Genomic DNA, 23,552 nt, shown 5'->3' on the forward strand with positions numbered 1-23,552 from the left:
AGGACAAAAATAGGTACCGTCTCCCGCATGGCCAGGCCCCGCAACTTCGAACCGGAGACGGTGCTCGATCTGGCCATGGACGCCTTCTGGACCTACGGCTACGCCAACACCTCCCCGGCACAGCTGGCCGAATGCACCGGCATCGGAAAAGGCAGCCTGTACAACACCTTCGGGAGTAAACGGGAGCTGTTCGACCGCGTGCTGGAACGCTACGACCGCATGCACACGGAACTGGCCGCCGACTTCATGTCCCGGCCCGGGACCACCCGCGAATGCCTGCGCGGATTCCTCCACCACCTCGTGGATTCCGATGCGGCCCAACCGATCCGGCGCGGCTGCCTGGCGGTGAACACCGCGACGGAGTTCGCCGCCCAGGACGCGGAGATCAGCCGCGCCCTGCGGAACATGCAGGATCACACCACCGCCGCGCTCGCCGCCCGTATCGACCGGGGCCGCCGCGACGGCGATGTCGATCGCGACACCGACCCGCAGGCGGCGGCGGAGTTCCTGATGAACACCATCGCAGGCCTGCGCGTCATGGCCAAGACCTACGACAGTCGCGCCTTACACAAGATCATCGATACCGCCCTGTCCACCCTCTGACCTCCCGCCGCCCCGGCGGCCTTCTCTCCTGCCCTAATTTTTGACCTGTAGTTCAAGAAAGGATATCCCCATGGATCTCGAACTGACCGGCAAGACCGCCCTCGTCACCGGTGCCAGTCGCGGCATCGGTCTGGCCGTCGCCGAGGAGCTGACCGCCGAGGGCGTGCGCGTCGTCGGCGCCGCGCGCACGATTTCGCCGGAGCTCGAAAAGGCCAGCGTCGCAGCGGTATCCGCCGACCTCGCCACCGCCGACGGCGCCGCCGCGGCGGTGAACGCGGCGGTGTCCGAACTGGGCGGCATCGACATCCTGGTGAACAATGTCGGCGGCGGGGACGCGGAAAGCCTGCTGCTCGGCGGATTCCTGGACATCACCGACGAACAGTGGCGAAACCTGTTCGACCTCAACCTGTTCAGTGCCGTCTGGACCACCCGGGCGGCACTGCCGAGCCTGCTGGAGCGCCGCAGCGCCATCGTGAACGTCTCCTCCATCAACTCGCGAATCCCGGCGGCGGGGCCGGTCGCCTACAGCGAGGCGAAGGCCGCGCTCACCTCGCTCGGCAAGCGGCTGAGCGAGGAGTTCGGGCCGCGGGGCCTGCGGGTCAATACGGTGTCCCCGGGCGTGGTCGGCACGCCGCTGTGGCGGGATCCGCGCGGCTTCGGCGCGAAAATCGCCGAGGCACAGGGCATCTCGCAGGAAGAGCTGCTGACGAACGCCGCCGAGCGGTTCGGTGCGACCTCCGGCCGGATCTCGGAGCCGGAAGAGATCGCGGCGCTGATCGCCTTCCTGGCGTCGCCCAGGTCCGCCAATATCCTCGGCTCCGACTACGTCATCGACGGCGGGGCGCTGAAGACCGCCTGACTCGGTCGCGAGGCGCGCGGAAATCCCCGCGCCCCGCATCGATACCGCCGATAGAGTGCGGGGATGTTCGACAACCACCGGCGCCTCGAACGCCGCATGGAGCGCATCGAGCGCAAGCTGGACGCGATCATGCGGCACCTGCAGATCGCCGATCCCCTTCCGCCGCCGCCGGTTTCACCGTCCCAGCCGGTCGTCGACGGCTTCCGCATGGCCGAGGTCGACGAATTGCTGACGCAGGGCAAGAAGATCCAGGCGATCAAGGTCTATCGCGAGTTGTACCCGGCGACGTCGCTGAAGGCGGCGAAGGACGCGGTCGAGGCCCGAGAGCGCGGATACCGCTGAGTCACCCGTCAGATGCGTTCGGTCTTGTGGAACGACAGCTCGGGCCATGGCGGGCGGCGCAGCACCGCGAGGGTGGTGAAGACGGTCGCCAGCAACCCTGTCAGGACCGCGACCAAGGCGATCCTGCTCTCGTCCACGGCGGGCTTCCACGTCACCTCGCCCTCGCGGATCACGAATATCCCGACCGGCCGCGGGGCCGGACGCAGCAGGCCGCCGGATCCGGCGACGGTGATCACCGTCGACCCGTCCGCCGTCTCGTGTGGTACCCCGTAGACTAGGGCGCTGTCGGCCGCCGGTACGGCGAACTTCTCGCGCAATGTCATTCCCGCCCCTTTCGGTTACCGCGGCGAGCCAACCCCCGACGCGGGGAATTCCATATTGGGCCAGCGTAATACGCGACCGCGACCACCCACGGTCCCCGCCTCGGGCCGTCCTGATTCCGGCATGCTTTGGCCGGAACCCCTGTTCCGGCATGGCCCCTGCCAAAAGCACGCCGGGAATGAGAAGACACACCGGACACGGCGGTACACCCGGAACGAGAAGACACACCGAAGGCGCCGGCACGCCGGGAATGAAGAGGCGCGCCGAACACAGAGACACGCCCGGAACGAGAAGGCACGCCGAACGCGGCGGCACGCCCGAATGAAGAGGGACGCCGAACGCGGAGACATGCCGGGATGAGGGGCACGCCGGGAGTCGGCATGATGGTGATCATGACCGACTTTCCCAACGGGCTACTCACGGCGGCCGAATATCAGGAGCGCCTGCAGCAGGCGGCCGACTCGATGGTCGCGGCGACGCAGACCGGGCCATTGGACGCGGTCGTTCCGGCCTGCCCGGGCTGGACGCTCCGCGATCTCGTGGTGCACCTCGGCGAGGTGCATCAGTGGGCTCGCGCGAACGTCACAGACCCTGAGAACGGGCCGCGTCACACCGCCACGCCGCCCGGTCCGGACGACGATCTGGCCGACTGGTACCGCCGCTGCTTCGACGACCTGCTGAAGGTCTTGGAATCGACCGATCCGGCGGCGCCCGCGTGGACGATGCAGCCGTCCAATCGCACGGCCGGATTCTGGTCGCGACGGCAGTGCCACGAGCTCACCATGCACGTCGTCGACGCCCGGCAGGCACAGGACGCCATCACGAACTACGACGCCGATCTCGCCGTCGACGGCCTCTCGGAGATCTTCGATGTGTGGGTCTACCGACGGCCGGCATGGCAGGTGCCGCCCGTCGATCTCGCTGCGCCGGTTGCGGTTTCGTGCACCGACCGGGACGCTCGCTGGATCCTGGCGCCGACCGGATCGTCCGAGCCGCCGGAGTACGAGGCGTTCGGCCCCGCACCGACCGGCGCCCTGCCCGCGGTGGCGGCCGAACTCCGCGGCACCGCGGAGGAACTGCTGCTCATGTTCTGGGGTCGCGCGGACTTGTCCACGGTGACGATCGACGGCGATGCCGAACCCGTGCGCCGCCTGCTGGCCTCGCGCATCACGCCCTGACGCGCGGCGGCCCGCACCCCGGTGGGGAGTGCGGGCCGCCCGCGAAACCGCTTACAGCGCTTTGAGTTCCTCGGTCACCGCGCCGACGGACTTCTTCGCGTCGCCGAACAGCATCGAGGTGTGATCGGCGTAGAACAGCGGGTTGTCGATGCCCGCGAAGCCGGAGTTCATCGAGCGCTTCAGCACGATCACGCTGTGCGCCTGGTCGACATTGAGCACCGGCATGCCGTAGATGGGACTCGAGGAGTCCTCGCGGGCGGCCGGGTTGGTGACGTCGTTGGCGCCGATCACCAAAGCCACGTCGGTGCGCCCGAATTCGCCGTTGATGTCGTCCATTTCCTTGAGCGCGTCGTAGGACACCTCGGCCTCGGCCAGCAGCACGTTCATATGCCCGGGCATGCGGCCCGCGACCGGATGGATGGCGTACTTGACCTCGACGCCCTTGGCCTCCAACAGGTTCGCCATCTCCTTGACCGCGTGCTGGGCCTGGGCGACGGCCATGCCGTAGCCCGGGACGACGATGACCTGGTTGGCGTAGGCCATCTGGATCGCGGCGTCGGCCGCGCTGGTCGCCTTGGCCTGCTTCTGCTCGCCGCCCCCGGCGCCAGGAACCGTTCCGCCACCGCCGAATCCGCCCGCGACGATCGCCGGAATGGACCGGTTCATCGCCTTGGCCATCAGGTTGGTCAGGATGGAACCGGAGGCGCCGACGATCATGCCCGCCACGATCATCGCGGTGTTGTTCAGCGCCAGACCGGCTGCCGCGGCGGACAATCCGGTCAGCGCGTTGAGCAGCGAGATGACCACCGGCATATCGGCGCCGCCGATGGGCAGCACCACCATCAGCCCGAGCACCGCGGCCAGCACCAACAGCAGCACCATCCACCAGCCCGGCACCCCGTCACCGGCGGCGCCGACGCCGATCACGACCGCCGCGGCGATGGATCCGGCCAGCAGCAGCAAGTTCAAGGGCTGCTGCAGTTTTCCGACGCCGATCGGGCGGCCGGGCAGGATCTCCTGCAGCTTGCCGAAGGCGATCAGCGAGCCCCAGAACGACACCGAGCCGATGATCGCCGCGAACAGCGAGCCGACCACGATATGCACCGTCGGCTCCTCGTGAATCCGCGAGAAGCCCTGCGTATTCAGGAATTCCGACCACGCGATGAGGGCGACCGTGCCGCCGCCGACGCCATTGAACGCGGCCACCAGCTGCGGCATCGCGGTCATCTTGGTGAACTTCGCGGGCGGAACGCCCAGCGCCACACCGACAACCAGACCGGCGATGATCAGGATCCAGTTGCTGGTGTCGCGCACGGCGATGAGGGTCGCGATCACCGCGATGCCCATGCCGACCGCGGCGATCCAGTTGCCGCGCACGGCCGTCTTCGGGCCCGTCAGGCCCATCAGGCCGTAGATGAACAGCGCGAAGGAGACGATGTAGAGAATATTGACCAGGTTGTCCATGGGTTACTTCCCCGCCTTCTCGACCGCGCTGGGCTTCTTGCCCTTGAACATGCCCAGCATCCGGTCCGTCACCACGAAACCGCCGATGACATTGAGGGTTCCGAAGACGACGGCGACGAACAGAATGAGCTGCGTCGCGATCGACGGATCCTCGATGCGGCCCAGCGTCACCAGCGCGCCCAGCACCACGATGCCGTGAATGGCGTTGGTGCCCGACATGAGCGGGGTGTGCAGGGTGTTGGGCACCTTCGAGATGACGGCGAAGCCGACGAAGCCGGACAGCACCAGAATCGCGATATTGGCAAGCAGTTCGGTGTACATCAGCTCTGCTCCTTCTCCGCCGCGTCCTCGGGGTCGCGGGTGACGCACGAATCCGCCAGCACCTGATCGGCGAAATCGGGGGCGAACGCGCCGTCGGTCACCATCAGATCCAGCAGGGCGGCAATGTTTTTCGAGTACAGCTCCGACGCGTGCTCGGGCATGGTCGCGGGCAGGTTCAGCGGCGACGCGATCGTGACCTCGTGCTTCACGACGGTCTTGCCCGGTTCGGTCAGCTCGCAGTTGCCGCCGGTCTCACCGGCCAGGTCCACGATCACGCTGCCCGGCTTCATGCCCTCCACCGCGGCGGCCGTCACCAGCCGCGGCGCGGGGCGCCCGGGTACCAGCGCGGTCGTGATCACCACGTCGAAACCCTTGATGGCGTCCTCCAAAGCCTGCTGCTGCTGGGCTTTTTCGTCATCGGTGAGCTCGCGCGCGTACCCGCCCTCACCGGCGGCATCGATGCCCAGATCCAGCCACTGCGCGCCCACCGACCGCACCTGATCGGCCACCTCCGGGCGCACGTCGTAGCCGGTGGTGCGCCCGCCCAGCCGCTTGGCCGTGGCCAGCGCCTGCAGACCGGCCACGCCGACGCCGAGCACCAGCACCGTCGCCGGCTTCACCGTGCCCGCGGCCGTGGTCAGCATCGGGAAGAACCGCGTGGACTCCGACGCCGCCAGCAGCACCGCCTTGTATCCGGCCACATTCGCCTGCGACGACAGCGCGTCCATCACCTGCGCCCGCGAGATGCGCGGAATCGACTCGACCGCGAACGCTTGGACACCCGCGTCTTTCAGCGCGCCGATCTTGTTGTCGGCATTGCGGGGCGCGAGGAACCCGATCAGCGTCTGGCCCTTCGACAGCTTCGCGATCTCGGCGTCGCTGGGCGGCGCGACCTTCACGACCACGTCCGCCGACCACGGATCGCCCAGGGTGGCGCCCGCCTCGACATAGGCCTCGTCGGGAATCAGCGCGCCCAGCCCGGCCTCGGACTCGACGATCACCCGCACACCCCGCTCGGACAGGGTGGGAATGATCTTCGGCACCAACGCGACGCGTCGTTCGCCGGCGTTGGTCTCGCGCACGACTCCGACAGACGTCCCGCGCGGCGCGTCCGCGTCTGCGCTCTGCGTTGTCTCCACTGGTCAACTTCCTTACTCGTGGTGGCAGCTGGCCCCCATATCCATGGTGGGCCGCTGTAACCGGTCCGGCGATCCCTAACTTACTTTGCAGTAGGTTTGTGCGAATCCTGGCAACTGTACCTGGCCAGCCGTGAGCGAGCGCAGCGAGTGAACCGAGGACACAGTGCGCCCACGCTGACGGCGGAGCCGAGCGCCAGCGAGGCGCAGCCGTGAGCGTAGCGGAGATCAACGTCACATGGCCCGGTGAAAATTCCTGCTGCGCGGCAGGGGTATCACCGATTCCTCGTACGCCGTAATGTCTGCCCCGTGAGTGGCTGCAGCTTCTGCGGGATCGTCGCGGGTACCGCACCCGCGACCAAGGTCTACGAAGACGAGACCCTGTGCGCGTTCCTCGACATCCGGCCGATCACCCGCGGGCACACCCTGGTGATCCCCAAGCAGCACGCCACCGACCTGGACGATCTCGATCACGAGCTGGGCGCGCGGATCTTCGGCCTGGGCCATCGCCTCGCCAAGGCGCTGCGGCGCAGCGATCTCGGCGCCGACGGCGCGAATCTGGTGCTCAACGACGGGAAGTCGGCCTTCCAGACCGTCCACCACGTGCACCTGCACGTGGTGCCGCGGCAGCGCGGCGATCTGTTCACCTTCGCCCGTGGTTTCGTCCTGCGCCGTCCGCACGACACCGCCACCACCGCGGCGGCCATCCGCGCCGGGTTGGACCGGCTCGAGGACGAGGAGCGGGAGTCACGCGCATGAGTACACCGTCGTTCGACCGCGCCACGCTCACCAGGGCGCTGTCCGATCAGTGGTACCAGCTCGCGCGGCTGCGCGGCGGGCGGAACACCGCCGACGCGCACGGCGGCGAGTTCGCGATCACCGGCGATACGGAGCTGGGCGACCGCCTGGTCCGCAACCTGGCCTTCACCATCTGAGACCGATGCGACTGTTCCTGTCCAGCTACCGTTTCGGCGCACACTACGACCGGCTCGCCGGACTGATCGGCACGCCGGGCCGGGTCGCCGTGATCCCGAACGCCTGCGATGCCTGGCCCGCGGTGTGGCAGGGCGCGGTAACCAGCGACCTGACCCCCTTGCGCCGGTTGGGATTTCGACCCGAAGTGCTCGACCTGCGCGACTACATCGGCCGCACGGCGGAATTGGAGCGCGCCCTGCGGAGCTTCCCCCTGCTGTGGGTGCGCGGCGGCAACACCTTCGTGCTGCGCGCCCAATTCGCCCGCAGCGAAGCGGATCTCGTCCTCGGCAAGCTGCTGTCCGAGGACGCGCTGGCCTACGCCGGATACAGCGCGGGAGCCTGCCTGCTCACCCCAGACTTGCACGGCATCGAGCAAGTCGACGACCCAGCCGAGGTCCGCCCCGCCTGCGGCGTCGAACCCCGCTGGGACGGACTGGATTTGGTCGACCACCGCATCGTCCCGCACGTGAACTCCCCGGACACCGACCCGACCGGCGACTGCGCCCGACTCGCCGAACGCTTCCGCACCGAAGGCGTACCGCACTGGGCCCTCACCGATAACGACGCGGTCGTGGTCAACGGAAACCGGGTCGACGTACTGACCTCCACGGCGTGACAACCCTCGCACACATGCCGGAAATGGTCTACAGGTACAGCCCCGTACCGTGTTCCGGGCGTTCGCTGGCGACGGCGTGCAGGTCGCGTTCGCGCATGACCAGGTACGCCTGGCCCTGGACCTCGACCTCGAATTGGTCATCGGCACTGAACAACACGCGGTCGCCGACGCCGACGCTGCGCACGTGCGATCCCACACCGCACACCTCACCCCAGGAGAGGCGCTTGGCCACCTGGGCGGTGGCCGGAATCAGAATGCCGCCGCTGCTGCGGCGCTCCCCGGGCTCCTCGGAGATGCGAACCATCACCCGGTCGTGCAGCATCTGGATCTCCAGCTTGGCGTCGGACACCGGGGCAGCGTACTCCGCGGCGGTTCCGTGCCCTCGGGGAGACGGGTCTAGTTTCGAGGGTGTGGACATCAACGGCCTCGCCGCACTGCTACCGGGCAACACGGTGGTCACCGACCCGGATATTCTCGCCGGTTACCGCCAGGACCGGGCCCTGGACCCCGACGCCGGGACGGCGCTGGCGCTGGTGCGGCCCGCTACGACCGAGCAGGTCTCGATCATCCTGAAGTGGGCCGATCACCACCGGGTCGCGGTCGTGCCGCGCGGGGCAGGCACCGGACTGTCCGGCGGGGCCACCGCGCAGCCCGGCGCGCTGCTGTTGAGCACCGAGCGCATGCGCGAGATCACCGTCGACCCCGTGACCCGCACCGCCGTCGTGCAGCCGGGACTGTTGAACGCCGAGGTCAAGCGTGCCGTGGCCGAGCACGGGCTGTGGTATCCGCCGGATCCGTCGTCGTTCGAGATCTGCTCGATCGGCGGCAACGCGGCCACCAACGCCGGCGGGCTGTGCTGCGTGAAGTACGGCGTCACCACCGATTACGTGCTCGGCATGCAGGTGGTGCTGGCCGACGGCACCGCGGTGCGCCTCGGCGGGCCGCGGCTGAAGGACTCCGCCGGACTGTCGCTGACCAAGCTCTTCGTCGGCAGCGAGGGCACTCTCGGCGTCATCACCGAACTCACGCTGCGACTGCTGCCCGCGCAGCCGCCGCAGAGCACCGTGGTCGCCACGTTCACCACGCTCACCGCCGCCACCGAGGCGATCCTGGCCGTCACCGCGCGGCTGCGGCCCTCGATGCTGGAGTTCATGGACGCGGTGGCGATAAATGCCGTCGAGGACGAACTGCGGATGGGCCTGGACCGCTCGGCGGCGGGCCTGCTGGTGGCCCGATCGGACGCGCCGGGAGAGTACGCCGCCGAGGAGGCCGCCGCCATCGTCGCCGCCTGCGAATCCGCCGGGGCGGCAGAGGTTTTCAGCACCGAGGATCCCGAGGAGGGCGAGGCCTTCGCCGCGGCCCGGCGGTTCGCGATCCCCGCCGTGGAGCGCAAGGGCACGCTGCTGCTCGAGGACGTCGGGGTGCCGCTGCCGCGCCTGGGCGAACTGGTCACCGGCATCGCCGAGATCGCCGCGCGCCGCGACGTCCTGGTCTCGGTGATCGCGCACGCCGGGGACGGCAACACTCACCCGCTGATCGTGCACGACCCGACCGACGCCGACGAGACCGCCCGCGCCCAGCGGGCGTTCGGCGAGATCATGGACCTGGCCATCGCGCTGGGCGGCACCATCACCGGCGAGCACGGCGTGGGCCGCCTCAAGAAGGCCTGGCTCCCCGATCAGCTGGGCCCGGACGTGATGGCGCTGACCCGGCGCGTCAAGGACGCGCTCGACCCGCACGGCATCCTCAATCCCGGCGCGGTGCTGTAGGAACGCCGTGGTGTAGGAACAAGGAACAACGGACGCCATCGAGGAGTTTCACCGCACATGACGACCAGGCTCGAGCACAATGTCGCCGACACCCGCTACGAGATCTACCTAGACGACACCCTCGCCGGGTACGCCGACTACGCCGACCGCGTCGACGGCGACCGGCAGATCCGCGATATCCAGCACACGCTGACATTCCCGGAGTTCCGCGGCCGCGGCGTCGCCGCGCAGCTGGTCGAGTTCGCGCTGCGGGACGCCCGCGCCGCGGGCTTCGCCATCGTTCCCACCTGCTGGTATGTCGAGAAGTTCATCGGCGAGCATCGCGAGTACGCCGACCTGGTGGCCTAGTTGCGAACGGCCCGGCGCCTCTGCGCCGGGCTGTCGCGTCGCCACACCAGAAACTGCCGATCGGTGACGCTGCCCATCGCCTCGATCACCTTGGCATTGTCGAAACCCGGCAGTCGCTGCAAACGGAGCAGGAATGCGGTATCGGCCGCCGAATGCGGGACGACACAGCCGTTTCCCTTCGCGCCGATCAGCACGAAGAACACGTCATCGGCGAACGGACCATCCGCGGTGGTGATGATCCGGACCTCCGAAAGATCGTGCCACGCAACCTCTTCGATCCGTCCGTTGTCCAACGTACGCCGGACGAATCTGTCGTTGATCTCGACTCCGGCCATGCATCAATAGTGCTCCGTGCACGCCTGGTTCGATAGCCCCAATTCGCCCGATTGCGACTGAAAGCACAAATGCAAGAACGGTCTGATCGGTCGAATAAATTCACCGAAGAATTGCGCGGGCCATGACCAGCTTCTGGATCTGATTGGTGCCCTCGTAGATCTGCGTGATCTTGGCGTCGCGCATCATTCGCTCGACCGGGAAGTCGGTGGTGTACCCGGCGCCGCCGAACAGCTGCACCGCGTTGGTGGTGACCTCCATCGCCACATCCGAGGCGAAGCACTTCGAGGCCGCCGAGATGAACCCGAGGTTCTGCTCGCCCCGCTCGGCGCGCGCGGCGGAGGTGTAGACCATCAGGCGCGCGGCCTCCACCTTCATCGCCATATCGGCGAGCATGAACTGCGTGTTCTGGAAATCGGCGATGGCCTTGCCGAACTGCTTGCGGTCCTTGGTGTAGGCGATCGCGGCGTCCAGCGCGCCCTGCGCGATGCCGACGGCCTGTGCGCCGATGGTCGGGCGGGTGTGGTCGAGGGTCTGCAGCGCGGTCTTGAAGCCGGTGCCCGGCTCGCCGACGATGCGGTCGCCCGGTACCCGGCAGTTCTCGAAGTACAGCTCCGCGGTGGGCGATCCCTTGATGCCGAGCTTGTGCTCGAGCGGGCCGACCACGAAGCCCTCGTCGTCTTTGTGCACCAGAAACGCCGAGATGCCGTTGGCGCCCTTCTCCGCATCGGTCACCGCCATCACGGTGTACCAGGAGGACTTGCCGCCGTTGGTGATCCAGCACTTGGAGCCGTTGAGAACCCAGCCGTCGCCGTCCTGCTTGGCCCGGGTGCGCATGCTCGCGGCGTCGGAACCGGCCTCGCGCTCGGACAGCGCGTAGGAGGCCATGTCACCGTTGGCGATATCCGGCAGCACCTGCTGCTTGAGCTCCTCCGACCCGTTGAGGATCAGGCCCATGGTGCCGAGTTTGTTCACGGCCGGGATCAGCGACGACGAGCCGCACACCCGGGCGACCTCCTCGATCACGATGCAGGTCGCCACCGAATCCGCGCCCTGGCCGCCGTAGGCCTCGGGGACGTGCACGGCGTTGAAACCGGCGGCGTTGAGCGCGTCGAGCGCCTCCTGCGGGAACCGGGAGTGCTCGTCGACGTCCTTGGCGTGCGGTGCGATCTCCTTCTCCGCCAGGCCGCGAATGGCCGCGCGCAACTCGTTGTGGATGTCGTCGAGTTCGAACAGGTCGAAGTCGGGGTTTCCCGCCATGGGTGCGCTCCTGGTCGTCGGGGTGTGTCGCCGGAATCCGCGAATCTCCAGCGCATCGGCACTCAGTGCCAGTCTGAATCGAGTATAGGGCCCAACATCGCGGCCACGTGCATGGATGTTCTCTATTTCACGTGGCACCGAGTGTCACGGTGTCCGTGTTTCCTGCTCGCTCAGATTACCGAGCCGACGCGCGACCAGGTCAGCGACCTGTCGCGGCGGCATGTCTCGCGGGAACACCGCGACCACCATCTCCGCGCCGTCACCCGCGCGTCCCCCGCGGGGAATCGTCGCCAACGCCGCCCGCAGATCCGCGGCACTGGCATCCGGGCGGGCGTGTCGGGCGGCCCGCGAGCCCGCCTCGGGCGTCGCGCGCACCATCCGCCGCAGCAGATAGTTGTGCGTCGCGGTGACCGCGGCCGTGAACTGGATCAGCGCCAGATCCCCCGCCTCGGGCAGCCGGAACCGCAGGTAGTCGGTGAACAGCCGCTCGTAGCGGAACACCGTCACGATCTCGCGATCGCGCAGCGCCGGTACCTGCCGCACCACCCGGTACCGCCGCGCCGCCAGCTCCCGGGTCTGCGTGAACCGCTCGAACACCCCTACCACGGCCTCGCATACCGCGTCCCACGGATCTTCCTGTGCCGCATCGAGATACGCCTGCGCCCGGGCCAACTGCTCCTCGTGGTCGGCGAAGACCACGTCCTCCTTGGAGCGGAACTGCCGAAAGAAGGTGCGGCGCGAGATCCCCGCGGTCTCGGCGATCTCGTCGACCGTCGTTGCCTCGTAACCCTTTTCGGCAAACAACCGCAGTGCGTGATCGACCACCGTGAGCCGGAACCGCGTATCCCCGGAGCTACTCATCGCACCCGGCCGCCCGCTCAGCCCAACAGCCGGGTGCGTAGCGCGTCGTCCTTCTCCAGCACCATCTTCTCCAGACCAGCCTGGAATTGCTCCATGCGAGAACGTAATTCGGGTTCGGCGGCGGCGAGGATGCGCACCGCGAGCAGCCCGGCGTTGCGCGCGCCGCCGATGGATACGGTGGCCACCGGCACCCCGGCGGGCATCTGCACGATGGACAGCAGCGAATCCATCCCGTCCAGATACTTCAGCGGCACCGGGACGCCGATCACCGGCAGCGCGGTCGCCGAGGCCACCATGCCGGGCAGGTGGGCGGCGCCACCGGCGCCCGCGATGATCACCCGGATCCCCCGGTCGGCGGCGGTACGGGCGTAATCGAGCATGCGCTGCGGGGTGCGATGCGCCGACACCACCCCGACCTCGAAGCGAATCCCGAACTCCGCCAGCGCCTGCGCGGCCGCCTCCATCGTCGGCCAGTCGGAATCGCTGCCCATGATCAGGCCGACGCGCGCCCCGTCGCCCGCGAGCAGGCCTGCCTCGTCATTCCCCATGGGGGTCCCATCCGTCGGTCCATTCCGCGTGCGACATCCACCGTGCCGCGCGCTCCGCCTTCTCGCGCACCACCGCCACCTCGTCGCCGAGGATGTTGATGTGGCCGATCTTGCGGTTCGGGCGCTCGCCCTTGCCGTACAGGTGTACCCGCGCCTCGGGCATGCGCGCGAACAGGTGGTGCAGCCGCTCGTCCATCGCCATGGCGGGCGCCTCGGGCGCGCCCAAGATATTGGCCATCACCGTCACCGGCGCCAGCGCGGCCGTACCGCCGAGCGGATAGTCCAGCACCGCGCGCAGATGCTGCTCGAACTGGCCGGTCACCGCGCCGTCCATACTCCAGTGCCCGGAGTTGTGCGGGCGCATCGCCAGCTCGTTCACCAGCAGTTCGCCGGTGCGGGTCTCGAACAGCTCCACCGCCATCGCGCCGGTGGCGCCGAGTTCGGCGGCGAGCCGCAGCGCCAGCGCCGAGGCCGCGGCCGCCGATTGCTCCGGCAGTTCGGGCGCGGGCGCGATCACCACCGCGCACTGCCCGTCGCGCTGCACGGTCTCCACCACCGGCCACGCCGCCGCCTGGCCGAACGGCGAGCGCGCCACCATCGCCGACAGCTCCCGCTTCAGCTCGACCCGCTGCTCGGCCAGCAGCTCGACACCGTGCGCCAGCTGGTCGTCCACGATCCGCTCGGCCTCGGCCGCCGATCCGGGCATCCATACGCCGCGCCCGTCGTAGCCGCCGCGCACCGCCTTCACCACGCAGGGCCAGCCGTGCGCGTCGCCGAAAGCGACCGCGTCCCGGGCGGATTCGACCCGGGTGAAGTCCGGAACCGGAACCCCCAGCTCCCGCAGCCGCCGCCGCATGGCCAGCTTGTCCTGCGCGAAGATCAGGGCCTCCGGCGGCGGCTGCACGCTCACGCCCTCGGCGACCAGCGCCCGCAGATGCTCGGTCGGCACGTGCTCGTGGTCGAAGGTCAGCGCGTGCGAGCCGACGGCGGCCCTGCGCAGGGCGGCCAGATCGGTGTGCGACCCCAGCACGATGTCGGGGGTGACCTGGGCGGCGGGGTCGTCGGGCCGCTCGGCGAGCACCCGGAGCCGCTGGCCGAGGGCGATGGCCGCCTGCTGGGTCATGCGCGCCAGCTGCCCACCGCCGATCATGGCAACGGTCGGCATCATGGCCGCATCGAAGGGACGGGAGCCCGGGACGGTGTGCTCGTTCACGGCCCTCCATGGTGTCATGGCACCGGTCACGCAAGTGCGTGCGGGTTGGTTGCCCGGAAATCGAGGCACGTAGACTCGATCCGTGTCATTCGTCGACAGCGTGGTCAGCGTCCTACCCAAAACGCTTCGAGACCTCGCCTACCGCCATCACGAGCTGATCAAGTTCGCGATTGTCGGAGCCACCACGTTCGTCATCGACAGTGGCATTTTCTACATCCTGAAACTGACGGTGCTGTCGCCGAAGCCGGTGACCGCCAAGATCATTTCCGGCGTGATCGCGGTGATCGCCTCCTACATTCTCAACCGGGAATGGTCGTTCAAGGGGCGCGGCGGTCGCGAGAAGCATCACGAGGCGCTGCTGTTCTTCGCGGTCAGCGGCATCGGCGTGGTGCTCAGCTTCCTGCCGCTGTGGGCGTCGCGGTACGTGTTGCACCTGCAGGTGCCGCATATCAGCCTGACGGTCGAGAACATCACCGACTTCATCAGCGCTTTTATCATCGGCAACCTGCTGCAGATGATGTTCCGCTTCTGGGCCATGCGCCGCTGGGTGTTCCCGAACGAAATCGACACGCTGGTAGAGGAATTCGAGGAACTGTACGAAGAGGAAGAACAGCTCGGGCACAGCTGATTGCTCAGCGCGGTTCCGCTACCGCGGCGGCGGCATTTTCCGCGCGCGCGCCCGTCGGCTTTCCGACGAATACCGCGAACAGGGCCGGGCGCCGCCGCTGCAGTTCCAGGCGGCCGCCGTCGGCCTCGATCAGGGCGCGGGCCAGCGCCAGGCCCACGCCGGTGGAACCGGCTCCGGAGAATCCGCGATCGAAGATGTGCGGCGCCAGCTCATCGCTGACGCCGTCGCCCTCGTCGGCCACCTCCACCGCCACCAGCGGCTCGCGGTCCGGTCCGCCGTAGACCGTGCGGACCGACACCGTGCAGTCGCCGCCGCCGTGCATGAGGGCGTTGTCCACCAGCACCGCCACGGCCTCGCGCAGTCGCGAACCGGTCACCGGCGCGGTCAGCATCGGATCGCCCGACAGAATCAACCGGCGCCCGGCCTCGCTGAACGGATGCCGCCATTCCGCCACCACGCCGCGCAGCTCCGCCACCACCGGCACCGGCTCCCGGTCGTCGGCGTCCTCGTCCCGGGAGGCGCGCACCAGGTCGTCGATGGCGGCGGTGAGCCGGTCGACCTGCGCCATCGCCTCCTCGGCCTCGTGCACCACATCCGGGTCGTCGTGCACCGACAGCTCGTCCAAGCGCAGCCGCACCGCCGTCAGGCGGCTGCGCAGCTGGTGCGAGACGTCGGCCACCAGGGCGTGCTCGCGCTGCAGCCGTCCGGCGATCTCGACGGCGGCCGAATCCAACACATCCGAAACCCGATCCAGTTCGGTGATGCCGTGCCGCCGCGCGTCCAGCCGGAAATCGCCGGTCGCCAATCGGGCGGCGCGGGCCGCCACATCGCGCAGCGGATCGGCCACCCGGCGCGCGGTCACCACCGCCACCGCGGCACCCGCGGCCAGTGAAGCCAGGGCGACCAGCGCCACCGCGCCCACGGCCTGCCGCTGCATCGAATGCATCGGCGCCGCCGGCACCTCCAGTCGCAGCGAGCCCGACGTACCCATCGACAACGACTCCACCACCGGATCGTCCACTTGCGCGACGCCCACGTCCACCCGCATCGCCGCGTCCTCCGGCGTGGGATAGACGATGGTCAGCCGTCCGCCCGGCGGGATCAGCGGACGCACCGAACGCAGATCCAGCGTGCCGTGCACCTGACCGTCGTCGCGCTCCTGGGCGACGATCTCCACGGCCATCCGGTCCAGCCGGGCGCGCAGGTCACCGCGGGTGATATCGGCCACCCACTGCCAGGCGGTGAAGCCCAGCGGGATACCCAGCACCACCGTGGTAAGGGTCAGCGCGGCCAGCATCGACAGCAGAATTCGGCGCCGCATGTGCTCCTCAGCCCACTAGTCGGTGTTGAACCGGAAACCGACGCCCCGGACGGTCACGATCCGGCGCTCGGCCACCGGGCCCTCGTCACCGATCTTGCGGCGCAGCCAGGACATGTGCATATCGAGCGTCTTGGAGCCACGCAGATCCGCGTCGCCCCACACCTCGCGCAGGATCGTCTCGCGCGGCACCACCTGGCCCGCCCGATCGATCAGCACCTTGAGCAGCTCGTACTCCTTGTTGGCCAGATTCACCTCATGGCCGTTGACCAGCACCCGGCGCGCCTGCGGCTCCAGCCGGATCCCACCGACCTCGACCGCGTCGTCACCGATGCCGCTGCGCCGCAACAGCGCCCGCACCCGGGCCAACAACTCCGCCAGCCGGAAGGGCTTACCCACATAATCGTCGGCGCCCGCGTCCAGACCGACGACGAAATCGACCTCGTCGGTGCGGGCCGTGAGCATCAGCACCGCCAGTTCGGCGCCGCGCGCCCGCACCTGGCGGCACACCTCCAGACCGTCCATGCCGGGCAGGCCCAGGTCCAGAATCAGCAGGTCGTACCCGCCGTCGAGGGCTCGCTGCAGCACTCCCGGACCGAAACTCTCCACGGTCACCGAATAGCCCTCGCGCCCCAGCGCCCGCGACAGTGGGGCTGCGATGGCCTCGTCGTCTTCGGCCAGCAGTACGGCGGTCACGCTCCAAGATTACGCACTTGCGCGAATTGTCTGTATCAATGTGGCGCGACCGACCGGAACGCCGTCACCGGTGGCCGGGCGCGTCGTAGTGGCCCTGGGCACGGCGCGGATCGTAGGGCGGGCTGTGCGGGTTGTCGAAGACCTCGTGGTAAAGCATGGCGTGGACCTGCTGAACCTGCGGGATGTCGTCGTACTCCAAGGGGTCGCCGGAGGCCGCGTCGATGATCAGGGTGCCGGTGCCCAGCATCCGGTCGGTCAGGCCGTGCCGGAACTGGATATTGGCGACGCGGTTGAGCGGAATGTCGATGCCGGTGTGCGTGAGCACACCCTCGCGCACCAGCACGCGACGGTCGGTCACGATGAAATGCGTTGACTGCCAACGCAATACGGGAGCCGCGGTACGCCACAGCACCAGCGCCACCCAGACCGCGACGACGGCGATGAGCGCCGCGCTGCGCGGGGTCCCCTCCGTGTTGCGCCATGCGAATCCCCCGGCGAATCCGGCGAGCGCGGTCGCCAGGATGAAAATGACCGCCGGCCAGAAAAGCATCTTCCAATGCGGATGGCGGTGCAGCAGCAACCGCTCGTCCGGCGCGAGCAGCTCCTCCGGATAACCCATACGCGAACCCTACCGCGTGAAGATGCCAGAATGCCTGACAGCGAACGCCGTTGTGCTGCACAATCGCGACTGCTCTTCTCGCATCACCGAAGTTCTTCCCGCTTCACCGAAGTCCGACCGAGATCTTCCACGTTGATTTGCGATAGCGGAGGCGTGCGTGACCAAGGAACTGACTCAGCTGGAAATCCTGACCGAGCTCGAGCCGGTGGCCGAGCAGAACCTCAACCGGCACCTGTCGATGGCCAAGGACTGGCATCCGCACGACTACGTGCCGTGGGACCAGGGTCGCAACTTCGCCGCGATGGGCGGCGTGGACTGGGACCCGTCGCAGTCCACGCTGAGCGAGGTCGCGAAGATCGCGATGATCACGAACCTGCTGACCGAGGACAACCTGCCCTCCTACCACCGCGAGATCGCCGAGAACTTCTCCCAGGACGGCGCCTGGGGCACCTGGGTCGGACGCTGGACCGCCGAGGAGAACCGCCACGGCATCGTCATGCGCGACTACCTGGTGGTCACCCGCGGCGTCGACCCGGTCGCCCTCGAGGAAGCCCGGATGATCCACATGACCAACGGCGCCCACTCGCCCGACGATTGGGGCGGCTTCCTGGAGAACGTCGCCTACGTGACGTTCCAGGAGCTGGCCACCCGTGTCTCGCACCGCAACACCGGCAAGGTCTGCGACGACCCGATCGCCGACCGCATGCTGCAGCGCGTCGCCGCCGACGAGAACCTGCACATGATCTTCTACCGAACCCTGTGCGGCGCCGGTATCGATCTGGTTCCGGACCAGGCGATCGAGGCAATCGCCAAGGTGCTCACCAACTTCACGATGCCCGGCTACGGCATGCCCAACTTCCGCCGCAACGGTGTCATGATGGCCAAGCACGGCATCTACGACCTGCGCCAGCACCTGGAGGAGGTCGTCCAGCCCGTACTGAAGAACTGGAACATCTTCGAGCGCAACGATTTCGGCCCTCGCGGCGAACGAGCCCGCGAACAACTGGCCGCCCACTTGGAAAAACTGAGCCAAGACGTCCTGAAGTTCGAGGAACAGCGCGACAAGCTCCTGGCCCGCGAACGCGCCCGCGAAATGGCCACGGTATAGCCCCCAACCCCGCAGCCACCATCACCCCGAAGACTACCAACCTCGTCACCCCGGCAGCGGGCCAACCAGCGTCACCCCGGCAGCAGCCAACCAGCGTCACCCTGGCAGCCGCAGCCCCTCGATATCCCGGCATGCTTTTCGCCGGGATCAGGGCTGCGGCCGCAAGTGCGTGACATCCCCGGCCGCCACCGCTCGGCCGCCGATCAGCAATCGGCCGTGATCGTCGACGTCGGTGGCGACCCCGGTCAGCACCTCGCCGCCCGGCAGTTCCGCGCGGACCTCGGTGCCGAGGGTGGCGCAGCGCTTGCGGTACTCCCCGGCCAGACCGCTGATAGCCCAATTGGCCGTGCGCCATTCGGTGAAATGCCGGGCGAACTCGCGCAGCAGGGACTCGACCAGCGCGGTGCGGTCGACATCTGCGGCACCGGCCAGGGTCAGCGAGATCGCGTGCGGGACAGGCAGTTCGTCCTCGGCGAGGCTGACGTTCAGGCCCACCCCGACGACCACCGCCGGTACGCCCGCGCCCGAGGCGACCTCGGCCAGGATGCCCGCCACCTTGCGGCCGCCGATGAGAACATCGTTGGGCCACTTCAGGTTCGCGTTCACACCGGTGGTGGCGCGGACCGCGTCCACCACCGCCACGCCGGTCAGCAGCGGCAGCCAGCCCAGCACCGCCGGGTCGATGCCGCGCAACCACACCAGCAGCGACATCGAGATCTGGGCACGCGGCGGGCTCGACCACGCGCGCTCGTGCCGACCGCGGCCGTGCTCCTGGGCCTCGGCGACGAGCACCCGCCCGTCGGAGTCCGGATCTCCCGCGCGCTCGATCAGGTCGGCATTGGTGGAGCCGGTCGACTCCACGACGTCGATCCCGGAGAAGAACGACAGGTCCGGAAGTTCCGCGACACGGCGCCGCAGCAGTTCCGCATCCAAGGGTGGCCTCTGCACACCCGAAGGCTACTACCGCGTTCGAGCGGCGCCGCATCCGACGGACGCGACGCCGCTCGACTCGTCGTTCACCCGACGAGGCAATACCCGATGCGTGCCGGAAGGGACATGGCATCCTCCTCCAGTCGATCGCGGTCGGTGGTCTCCCGCCATTCCTCCGGGTCGACCACGGTCGGCTTCGGCTCCCGCACCGGCCTGGTCCACACGGCCACGGCGGCTCTTTCAGCGACGGTCCTACTCCATTCCCACATGACGCGCCTCCCCTGCGCTCGATCACCGGAACTCCACGGTAGCGTCCGCCCCCTGTGCGGAGATAGCGATTTTCCTGTGCGGACACCGTGAATCCCGGTCACACCGCCGAAGAAGCGTGTGATGTGCTGTGGCGGAGGACTATTCGCCGCCCACCGGCCGCAGCCCGAGCGCACCGGCCACGAACCGGCGCACGGCATGCTGCCCGGATTCCAGTGCGGCGTCGTAGCTCTCGCGGGACCAGCCCGAAATATCCGCCGTGCCATCGGCATTCGGCGTGACCACGATCTCGGCGACCATTTCCGCCGTCGTCGGTTCGCACACCGCCCAGGAATAGCGGGTCTGCTCCTCCCACTCCCGGGCGCGGCGCACTACGTAGTCCGGGTCGGTGATACCGCCGTCGGCCAGGGCGGGACGATCATCGATGCGATCGTCGGCGCGCAGCGCGCGCAGATACCAGCCTCCGGCGTTGATCTCGATCGGCTCCATCAGCGACCCCGCCGCCGGTCGCGCCGCTCACGCGCCTGCTGCTTCAGCTCGCGGCGCTGAAACTTCAGCTCGCGGCGATGTTGCTCCATCTCGAAGTGCCGACCGAACTCCCGATGGTGCTGATCGATCTCGTCGCGATGCTGCTCGATCGCGCGGCGATGCTGATCATGATCGTGCCGCCGCCGCGCACCGACGAAGGCGCCCACGGCCGGAATCAACAGGAACCACAGCCAGGTGTGCGTGGTGGCGAACAGCACCAGCGCCAGGATCACGACCAAGCCCATCACGGGCCCGCGGAGCTCGGGCCTCCCGTCGCGCCCGGACGGCTCCGGGACCGGCTCGGGCTGCTCCGCGGCGGGCTCCGGCAGGTCCACGAACACGGGCGCCAGATCCCCGCGGGTCACCGCCGCCGCCACCGTGCCGCTGCGCTCGTCGAATTCGGCCACCGACAGCCGCCCGGCCGCGAAATGATCCGACAGTCGCCGCATGGCCTCTTCGCGCTCCGCGGTGCCGATGCGGATATCGGGAGAGTCAGCCATGACACGAGATTAGCGCCCGGCGCCGCTGTCTCGCAGCCCACACTGGTCCCGCCCGGCGACGCCGGTTTAGGGTCGAACCAGGTTCCGGCAGCGCGGCCTCGCCGATATTCCCATCGCCGGGGCCGCCGCTCGCCGTCGTGTGCTCGCGCGGGTGGTACATCTATGGGCCGTTCCGATCCGAGTGCGAACCGGAGCGCACAGCACACCCGCACGGAGGCGTTGAGAGTGGCACGGAAGTTCGGCAAGTACCGGCTCGAGCGACAGATCGGGCGGGGCGCGGTGGGCGAGGTGTGGCTGGCCCGCGATACGGCCGCCGAGCGCTCGGTGGCGCTGAAGATCCTCACGATCTCCGCGGCCGAGGACCCGAGCTACCGGCGGCGGTTCGAGCGGGAGGCGCGCGTCGGTGCGGGCCTGGACAATCCGCACATCGTGCCGATCCACGGCTTCGGCGAGCAGGACGGGCGACTGTACCTGGACATGGCCTATGTCCCGGGCATCGACCTGGCGGCTCGGCTGCGGGCCGGTGCCATCGGACTGCCCGAGGCCGTCGACATCGTCTCCCAGATCGCCACGGCGCTCGATGCCGCGCACGCGGCCGGGTTGATCCATCGGGATGTGAAGCCCGCCAACATCATCGTGCACGCCAGCGGCTTCGCCTATCTCATCGACTTCGGCATCGCGCGGGCCCCGAACCAGACCACCATCACCGCAACGGGTTTCACGGTGGGGACGCTGGCGTACATGGCCCCCGAGCGGTTCACCGGAGACGCCGACGCCCGCTCCGACATCTATTCGCTGGCCTGCGTGCTCTTCGAATGTCTCACCGCGCAGCGGCCGTTCGGCGATACCGACCCGGCTCAGCAGTTGCACGGGCACCTGCGCGAGGAGCCGCCACGCCCCTCCGCGGGCAACCCCGCGATCCCCGTGGCGCTGGATGCGGTCATCGCCCGCGGCATGGCCAAGGAGCCCGCCGACCGATACGGCACGGCGGGCGAGTTGGCCGCCGCGGCCCGCGCCGCCGTCGGCATGCCGCACCCGGTACCCCGCACCCCACCGGTCCTCGAGCCGGAAGACCAGCAGACCCGCCAGCTTTCGGGCCACACGCCCTGGCCCACGGCCGCATCACCGACGGCCGCCGCCGATCCAGGACTCGCCGCATCCCCCGAGCACCCCGGCGTGCAGGCCTATCCACCCGCCCCACCGCAACCTACCCGCGCCCTACCGGAAATCGCTGCCGCACAGGCAAGCTCATCCGAACAGACCCGAGCACTCCCCGGTTCCACTGCGGCACAATCGAATTCATCTGCCCAGCCGACACCCACCCGGTTCCTCCCCGGTCAGGCGCCGCCACCTCGGCCGACGCTGGTCGCCACGCAGCTCGGCGGTCAGCTCCCCGCGGAGCCGCCGGTGCGGCAGCAACCGCCGCGGGGTGGGCGCTCGATCGTCAAGACGGCCACGATCCTGGTCGGGGTCGGCGTCGTGGGATTGGCCGCCATCGCCGCGTGCACCGCGTTCCTGACCGAAGGCGGTGGGAGCCAGCCGAATCAGCGCAGCACCGTCACCGCCACCACGAACAACGTGCCGAACACCCGGCCGCAGACCACACCGAGTCCGCAGCAGCAGACCGGAAACAACTGGCCGCCACCGGGCTGGACGGCCCCCTTCCCCACCCAGACCTTCCAGATCCCCTTCCCCACCCAAACCTTCCAAATCCCATTCCCGACCTTCGAAATCCCCGGCTTCCCACCCCCGACCCCTCAGTAGCGCCCCCGGGCACACAAACCAGCAACACACCAACGCTTCCCGCACCCCCTGCACGTTCGCGCACCCCGTGCATGCGCTGCACTCGGTGCGCGAACCAACGCGGGGTGCGCGAACCTGCACGCCCGCGCTCTCGCACCCGCGCACGTCGGACCACACCACACACCCACGCACCCCGCCTTGATTCACGCACTCGCTACAACACATGCACGGGGTGCGCGGGCGAGTACGGGGTGCGCGAATGTGTGGGCTTGCGACGTGCAGGCGCGGGTGCGAGGTAGCCCCAGGGGGCGGAGGGCTGGGACGGCGAAAGCCCGCCGGCTCGGAGGGGAGCGGGCGGGCTTTGCGGAAAGCCTTGCGGGCTACTTGATTTCGGCGAGCACGGTGCCCTGGGTGATGGCTGCGCCCGCCTCTATCGACAGGCCGGTGACGACACCGGCCTTGTGCGCGTTGACGGGGTTCTCCATCTTCATGGCCTCGAGCACCACGATCAGGTCGCCCGCCTCGACGGTCTGGCCCTCCTCGACGGCGACCTTCACCACGGTGCCCTGCATCGGCGCGGTCACCGAGTCACCGGACGCCGCCGCCCCGCCGGTGCCGCCCCGCTTGCGCGGCTTGGGCTTCTTGCGGATGACGCCCGCGCCGTTGCCCGCTGCCCCGGCCGCACCCGCGCCGACGGTGAACTGCCCGGGCAGCGACACCTCTAGCCGACGTCCGCCGACCTCGACCACCACCGTCTGCCGCGCGGCCTCGTCGTCCTCCTCGATCGGCTGCGCGCCGGTGTAGGGCTGGATCGGGTTGTCCCAGTCGTTCTCGATCCACTTGGTGTAGACGTCGAACTTGGTGCCGTCGCCGACGAACGCCGGGTTCTCCACGATGTGGCGGTGGAACGGGATCACCGTCGCCAGGCCCTCGACCTCGTACTCGGCCAGCGCGCGCCGCGCCCGTTCCAGGGCCTGGGTGCGGTTCTCGCCGGTAACGATCAGCTTGGCCAGCATCGAGTCGAACTGCCCACCGATCACACTTCCTTGCACCACACCGGAATCCATC

The 23,552-nt window shown here is 68.8% G+C and carries 30 protein-coding genes; 12 read left to right on the forward strand and 18 right to left on the reverse strand.

Going from position 1 to position 23,552, the window contains the following annotated elements:
• Window positions 1–27 precede the first annotated feature (27 nt).
• The 3 genes from ACYVLQ_RS12745 to ACYVLQ_RS12755 all read left to right on the forward strand — a co-directional run bounded on the left by ACYVLQ_RS12745 (window position 28) and on the right by ACYVLQ_RS12755 (window position 1,804).
• Window positions 28–603: a TetR/AcrR family transcriptional regulator gene (locus tag ACYVLQ_RS12745; protein WP_460697637.1), complete on the forward strand. Its 576-nt coding sequence runs from the start codon at window positions 28–30 to the stop codon at window positions 601–603.
• Between the two features lie 70 nt (window positions 604–673).
• Window positions 674–1,462 carry an oxidoreductase gene (locus ACYVLQ_RS12750; protein ID WP_460697638.1) on the forward strand — a complete coding sequence of 263 codons (789 nt, stop codon included), beginning with the start codon at window positions 674–676 and terminating at the stop codon, window positions 1,460–1,462.
• Window positions 1,463–1,525: 63 nt separating this feature from the next.
• Window positions 1,526–1,804 (forward strand): hypothetical protein, encoded by a 279-nt coding sequence (locus ACYVLQ_RS12755; RefSeq protein ID WP_460697639.1) that lies wholly within the window; start codon window positions 1,526–1,528, stop codon window positions 1,802–1,804.
• Window positions 1,805–1,812: 8 nt separating this feature from the next.
• Here the strand turns inward: ACYVLQ_RS12755 and ACYVLQ_RS12760 are convergent, their stop codons facing one another.
• Window positions 1,813–2,127 (reverse strand): hypothetical protein, encoded by a 315-nt coding sequence (locus tag ACYVLQ_RS12760; protein WP_460697640.1) that lies wholly within the window; start codon window positions 2,125–2,127, stop codon window positions 1,813–1,815.
• 390 nt (window positions 2,128–2,517) lie between these two features.
• Here ACYVLQ_RS12760 and ACYVLQ_RS12765 point away from each other — a divergent pair, with 390 nt between their 5' ends.
• Window positions 2,518–3,303 carry a maleylpyruvate isomerase family mycothiol-dependent enzyme gene (locus ACYVLQ_RS12765; RefSeq protein WP_460697641.1) on the forward strand — a complete coding sequence of 262 codons (786 nt, stop codon included), beginning with the start codon at window positions 2,518–2,520 and terminating at the stop codon, window positions 3,301–3,303.
• A 51-nt stretch (window positions 3,304–3,354) separates the two neighbouring features.
• Here the strand turns inward: ACYVLQ_RS12765 and ACYVLQ_RS12770 are convergent, their stop codons facing one another.
• Genes ACYVLQ_RS12770 through ACYVLQ_RS12780 form a run of 3 tightly spaced genes read right to left on the reverse strand, consistent with a single transcriptional unit; the run spans window position 3,355 to window position 6,227 of the window.
• Complete coding sequence (locus tag ACYVLQ_RS12770; protein WP_460697642.1) at window positions 3,355–4,767, reverse strand: NAD(P)(+) transhydrogenase (Re/Si-specific) subunit beta; 1,413 nt, start codon at window positions 4,765–4,767, stop codon at window positions 3,355–3,357.
• Window positions 4,768–4,770: 3 nt separating this feature from the next.
• Window positions 4,771–5,088, reverse strand: coding sequence for an NAD(P) transhydrogenase subunit alpha part 2 (locus tag ACYVLQ_RS12775; protein ID WP_460697643.1), 318 nt, complete (start codon window positions 5,086–5,088; stop codon window positions 4,771–4,773).
• Window positions 5,088–6,227, reverse strand: a complete 1,140-nt coding sequence (locus tag ACYVLQ_RS12780) for a Re/Si-specific NAD(P)(+) transhydrogenase subunit alpha (protein WP_460697644.1) — start codon at window positions 6,225–6,227, stop codon at window positions 5,088–5,090. The genes ACYVLQ_RS12775 and ACYVLQ_RS12780 overlap by 1 nt, the downstream gene beginning before the upstream one ends.
• A 306-nt stretch (window positions 6,228–6,533) precedes the next feature.
• On the opposite strand from ACYVLQ_RS12780, the gene ACYVLQ_RS12785 reads away from it, so the two are divergent.
• From ACYVLQ_RS12785 to ACYVLQ_RS12795, 3 genes are read left to right on the forward strand one after another with little or no spacing between them, the layout of a single operon-like run.
• On the forward strand, window positions 6,534–6,983 hold the full coding sequence (locus tag ACYVLQ_RS12785) for an HIT domain-containing protein (protein WP_460697645.1): 450 nt from the start codon (window positions 6,534–6,536) through the stop codon (window positions 6,981–6,983).
• Window positions 6,980–7,159 (forward strand): hypothetical protein, encoded by a 180-nt coding sequence (locus ACYVLQ_RS12790; protein ID WP_460697646.1) that lies wholly within the window; start codon window positions 6,980–6,982, stop codon window positions 7,157–7,159. Before ACYVLQ_RS12785 ends, ACYVLQ_RS12790 begins: the two co-directional genes overlap by 4 nt.
• Before the next feature lie 5 nt (window positions 7,160–7,164).
• A complete protein-coding gene (locus tag ACYVLQ_RS12795; RefSeq protein ID WP_460697647.1) occupies window positions 7,165–7,815 on the forward strand; it encodes a Type 1 glutamine amidotransferase-like domain-containing protein in 651 nt (216 codons plus the stop codon).
• 28 nt (window positions 7,816–7,843) lie between these two features.
• Here the strand turns inward: ACYVLQ_RS12795 and ACYVLQ_RS12800 are convergent, their stop codons facing one another.
• Window positions 7,844–8,164, reverse strand: a complete 321-nt coding sequence (locus ACYVLQ_RS12800) for a GroES family chaperonin (RefSeq protein ID WP_460697648.1) — start codon at window positions 8,162–8,164, stop codon at window positions 7,844–7,846.
• Window positions 8,165–8,225: 61 nt separating this feature from the next.
• On the opposite strand from ACYVLQ_RS12800, the gene ACYVLQ_RS12805 reads away from it, so the two are divergent.
• Both ACYVLQ_RS12805 and ACYVLQ_RS12810 read left to right on the forward strand, forming a co-directional pair.
• Complete coding sequence (locus ACYVLQ_RS12805; RefSeq protein WP_460697649.1) at window positions 8,226–9,584, forward strand: FAD-binding oxidoreductase; 1,359 nt, start codon at window positions 8,226–8,228, stop codon at window positions 9,582–9,584.
• Window positions 9,585–9,641: 57 nt separating this feature from the next.
• Window positions 9,642–9,932: a GNAT family N-acetyltransferase gene (locus ACYVLQ_RS12810; RefSeq protein WP_460697650.1), complete on the forward strand. Its 291-nt coding sequence runs from the start codon at window positions 9,642–9,644 to the stop codon at window positions 9,930–9,932.
• Here the strand turns inward: ACYVLQ_RS12810 and ACYVLQ_RS12815 are convergent.
• The 5 genes from ACYVLQ_RS12815 to ACYVLQ_RS12835 form a co-directional block, all read right to left on the reverse strand.
• Window positions 9,929–10,267 carry a hypothetical protein gene (locus ACYVLQ_RS12815; protein ID WP_460697651.1) on the reverse strand — a complete coding sequence of 113 codons (339 nt, stop codon included), beginning with the start codon at window positions 10,265–10,267 and terminating at the stop codon, window positions 9,929–9,931. The genes ACYVLQ_RS12810 and ACYVLQ_RS12815 overlap by 4 nt on opposite strands.
• A 100-nt stretch (window positions 10,268–10,367) precedes the next feature.
• Window positions 10,368–11,525 (reverse strand): acyl-CoA dehydrogenase, encoded by a 1,158-nt coding sequence (locus ACYVLQ_RS12820; protein WP_460697652.1) that lies wholly within the window; start codon window positions 11,523–11,525, stop codon window positions 10,368–10,370.
• 144 nt (window positions 11,526–11,669) lie between these two features.
• The gene (locus ACYVLQ_RS12825; protein ID WP_460697653.1) at window positions 11,670–12,386 is read right to left on the reverse strand and encodes a TetR family transcriptional regulator; all 717 of its coding nucleotides are present in this window, start codon (window positions 12,384–12,386) and stop codon (window positions 11,670–11,672) included.
• A gap of 17 nt (window positions 12,387–12,403) precedes the next feature.
• A complete protein-coding gene (gene purE / locus ACYVLQ_RS12830) occupies window positions 12,404–12,934 on the reverse strand; it encodes a 5-(carboxyamino)imidazole ribonucleotide mutase (protein WP_460697654.1) in 531 nt (176 codons plus the stop codon).
• A complete protein-coding gene (locus tag ACYVLQ_RS12835) occupies window positions 12,924–14,165 on the reverse strand; it encodes a 5-(carboxyamino)imidazole ribonucleotide synthase (RefSeq protein WP_460697655.1) in 1,242 nt (413 codons plus the stop codon). Before ACYVLQ_RS12835 ends, purE begins: the two co-directional genes overlap by 11 nt.
• Before the next feature lie 64 nt (window positions 14,166–14,229).
• Between ACYVLQ_RS12835 and ACYVLQ_RS12840 the strand changes: the two genes are divergently transcribed.
• On the forward strand, window positions 14,230–14,775 hold the full coding sequence (locus ACYVLQ_RS12840; protein WP_460697656.1) for a GtrA family protein: 546 nt from the start codon (window positions 14,230–14,232) through the stop codon (window positions 14,773–14,775).
• A 4-nt stretch (window positions 14,776–14,779) separates the two neighbouring features.
• On the opposite strand, the gene ACYVLQ_RS12845 is transcribed toward ACYVLQ_RS12840, so the two are convergent.
• From ACYVLQ_RS12845 to ACYVLQ_RS12855, 3 genes are all read right to left on the reverse strand, one after another.
• Entirely contained in the window at window positions 14,780–16,096 is a 1,317-nt protein-coding gene (locus ACYVLQ_RS12845) for a sensor histidine kinase (RefSeq protein WP_460697657.1), read from the reverse strand.
• Window positions 16,097–16,111: 15 nt separating this feature from the next.
• Window positions 16,112–16,789, reverse strand: coding sequence for a response regulator transcription factor (locus ACYVLQ_RS12850; protein ID WP_068014424.1), 678 nt, complete (start codon window positions 16,787–16,789; stop codon window positions 16,112–16,114).
• Window positions 16,790–16,853: 64 nt separating this feature from the next.
• Window positions 16,854–17,408, reverse strand: a complete 555-nt coding sequence (locus ACYVLQ_RS12855) for a PH domain-containing protein (protein ID WP_460697658.1) — start codon at window positions 17,406–17,408, stop codon at window positions 16,854–16,856.
• A gap of 157 nt (window positions 17,409–17,565) precedes the next feature.
• On the opposite strand from ACYVLQ_RS12855, the gene ACYVLQ_RS12860 reads away from it, so the two are divergent.
• On the forward strand, window positions 17,566–18,516 hold the full coding sequence (locus tag ACYVLQ_RS12860) for an acyl-ACP desaturase (RefSeq protein WP_460697659.1): 951 nt from the start codon (window positions 17,566–17,568) through the stop codon (window positions 18,514–18,516).
• 147 nt (window positions 18,517–18,663) lie between these two features.
• Here the strand turns inward: ACYVLQ_RS12860 and ACYVLQ_RS12865 are convergent, their stop codons facing one another.
• From ACYVLQ_RS12865 to ACYVLQ_RS12880, 4 genes are all read right to left on the reverse strand, one after another.
• Window positions 18,664–19,464, reverse strand: a complete 801-nt coding sequence (locus ACYVLQ_RS12865; RefSeq protein WP_460697660.1) for a biotin--[acetyl-CoA-carboxylase] ligase — start codon at window positions 19,462–19,464, stop codon at window positions 18,664–18,666.
• 68 nt (window positions 19,465–19,532) lie between these two features.
• Entirely contained in the window at window positions 19,533–19,676 is a 144-nt protein-coding gene (locus tag ACYVLQ_RS12870; protein WP_460697661.1) for a hypothetical protein, read from the reverse strand.
• A gap of 178 nt (window positions 19,677–19,854) precedes the next feature.
• Window positions 19,855–20,202: a hypothetical protein gene (locus ACYVLQ_RS12875; protein WP_460697662.1), complete on the reverse strand. Its 348-nt coding sequence runs from the start codon at window positions 20,200–20,202 to the stop codon at window positions 19,855–19,857.
• The gene (locus ACYVLQ_RS12880; protein WP_460697663.1) at window positions 20,202–20,741 is read right to left on the reverse strand and encodes a DUF1707 SHOCT-like domain-containing protein; all 540 of its coding nucleotides are present in this window, start codon (window positions 20,739–20,741) and stop codon (window positions 20,202–20,204) included. The genes ACYVLQ_RS12875 and ACYVLQ_RS12880 overlap by 1 nt, the downstream gene beginning before the upstream one ends.
• Before the next feature lie 225 nt (window positions 20,742–20,966).
• On the opposite strand from ACYVLQ_RS12880, the gene ACYVLQ_RS12885 reads away from it, so the two are divergent.
• Window positions 20,967–22,505, forward strand: a complete 1,539-nt coding sequence (locus tag ACYVLQ_RS12885) for a serine/threonine-protein kinase (protein WP_460697664.1) — start codon at window positions 20,967–20,969, stop codon at window positions 22,503–22,505.
• A gap of 359 nt (window positions 22,506–22,864) precedes the next feature.
• Here ACYVLQ_RS12885 and ACYVLQ_RS12890 read toward each other — a convergent pair.
• On the reverse strand, window positions 22,865–23,552 hold a 688-nt coding region (locus ACYVLQ_RS12890; protein WP_460697665.1), incomplete at its 5' end, for a biotin/lipoyl-containing protein.

Source organism: Nocardia thraciensis (genome assembly GCF_054782435.1).

Excerpts from the sequence above, each read along its gene's own strand:
- ACYVLQ_RS12745 (WP_460697637.1), top strand. The coding sequence starts at position 28 with ATGGCCAGGCCCCGCAACTTCGAACCGGAGACGGTGCTCGATCTGGCC.
- ACYVLQ_RS12750 (WP_460697638.1), top strand. The coding sequence starts at position 674 with ATGGATCTCGAACTGACCGGCAAGACCGCCCTCGTCACCGGTGCCAGT.
- ACYVLQ_RS12755 (WP_460697639.1), top strand. The coding sequence starts at position 1,526 with ATGTTCGACAACCACCGGCGCCTCGAACGCCGCATGGAGCGCATCGAG.
- ACYVLQ_RS12760 (WP_460697640.1), bottom strand. The coding sequence starts at position 2,127 with ATGACATTGCGCGAGAAGTTCGCCGTACCGGCGGCCGACAGCGCCCTA.
- ACYVLQ_RS12765 (WP_460697641.1), top strand. The coding sequence starts at position 2,518 with ATGACCGACTTTCCCAACGGGCTACTCACGGCGGCCGAATATCAGGAG.
- ACYVLQ_RS12770 (WP_460697642.1), bottom strand. The coding sequence starts at position 4,767 with ATGGACAACCTGGTCAATATTCTCTACATCGTCTCCTTCGCGCTGTTC.
- ACYVLQ_RS12775 (WP_460697643.1), bottom strand. The coding sequence starts at position 5,088 with ATGTACACCGAACTGCTTGCCAATATCGCGATTCTGGTGCTGTCCGGC.
- ACYVLQ_RS12790 (WP_460697646.1), top strand. The coding sequence starts at position 6,980 with ATGAGTACACCGTCGTTCGACCGCGCCACGCTCACCAGGGCGCTGTCC.
- ACYVLQ_RS12795 (WP_460697647.1), top strand. The coding sequence starts at position 7,165 with ATGCGACTGTTCCTGTCCAGCTACCGTTTCGGCGCACACTACGACCGG.
- ACYVLQ_RS12810 (WP_460697650.1), top strand. The coding sequence starts at position 9,642 with ATGACGACCAGGCTCGAGCACAATGTCGCCGACACCCGCTACGAGATC.
- ACYVLQ_RS12815 (WP_460697651.1), bottom strand. The coding sequence starts at position 10,267 with ATGGCCGGAGTCGAGATCAACGACAGATTCGTCCGGCGTACGTTGGAC.
- ACYVLQ_RS12820 (WP_460697652.1), bottom strand. The coding sequence starts at position 11,525 with ATGGCGGGAAACCCCGACTTCGACCTGTTCGAACTCGACGACATCCAC.
- ACYVLQ_RS12825 (WP_460697653.1), bottom strand. The coding sequence starts at position 12,386 with ATGAGTAGCTCCGGGGATACGCGGTTCCGGCTCACGGTGGTCGATCAC.
- purE (WP_460697654.1), bottom strand. The coding sequence starts at position 12,934 with ATGGGGAATGACGAGGCAGGCCTGCTCGCGGGCGACGGGGCGCGCGTC.
- ACYVLQ_RS12835 (WP_460697655.1), bottom strand. The coding sequence starts at position 14,165 with ATGACACCATGGAGGGCCGTGAACGAGCACACCGTCCCGGGCTCCCGT.
- ACYVLQ_RS12845 (WP_460697657.1), bottom strand. The coding sequence starts at position 16,096 with ATGCGGCGCCGAATTCTGCTGTCGATGCTGGCCGCGCTGACCCTTACC.
- ACYVLQ_RS12855 (WP_460697658.1), bottom strand. The coding sequence starts at position 17,408 with ATGGGTTATCCGGAGGAGCTGCTCGCGCCGGACGAGCGGTTGCTGCTG.
- ACYVLQ_RS12875 (WP_460697662.1), bottom strand. The coding sequence starts at position 20,202 with ATGGAGCCGATCGAGATCAACGCCGGAGGCTGGTATCTGCGCGCGCTG.
- ACYVLQ_RS12880 (WP_460697663.1), bottom strand. The coding sequence starts at position 20,741 with ATGGCTGACTCTCCCGATATCCGCATCGGCACCGCGGAGCGCGAAGAG.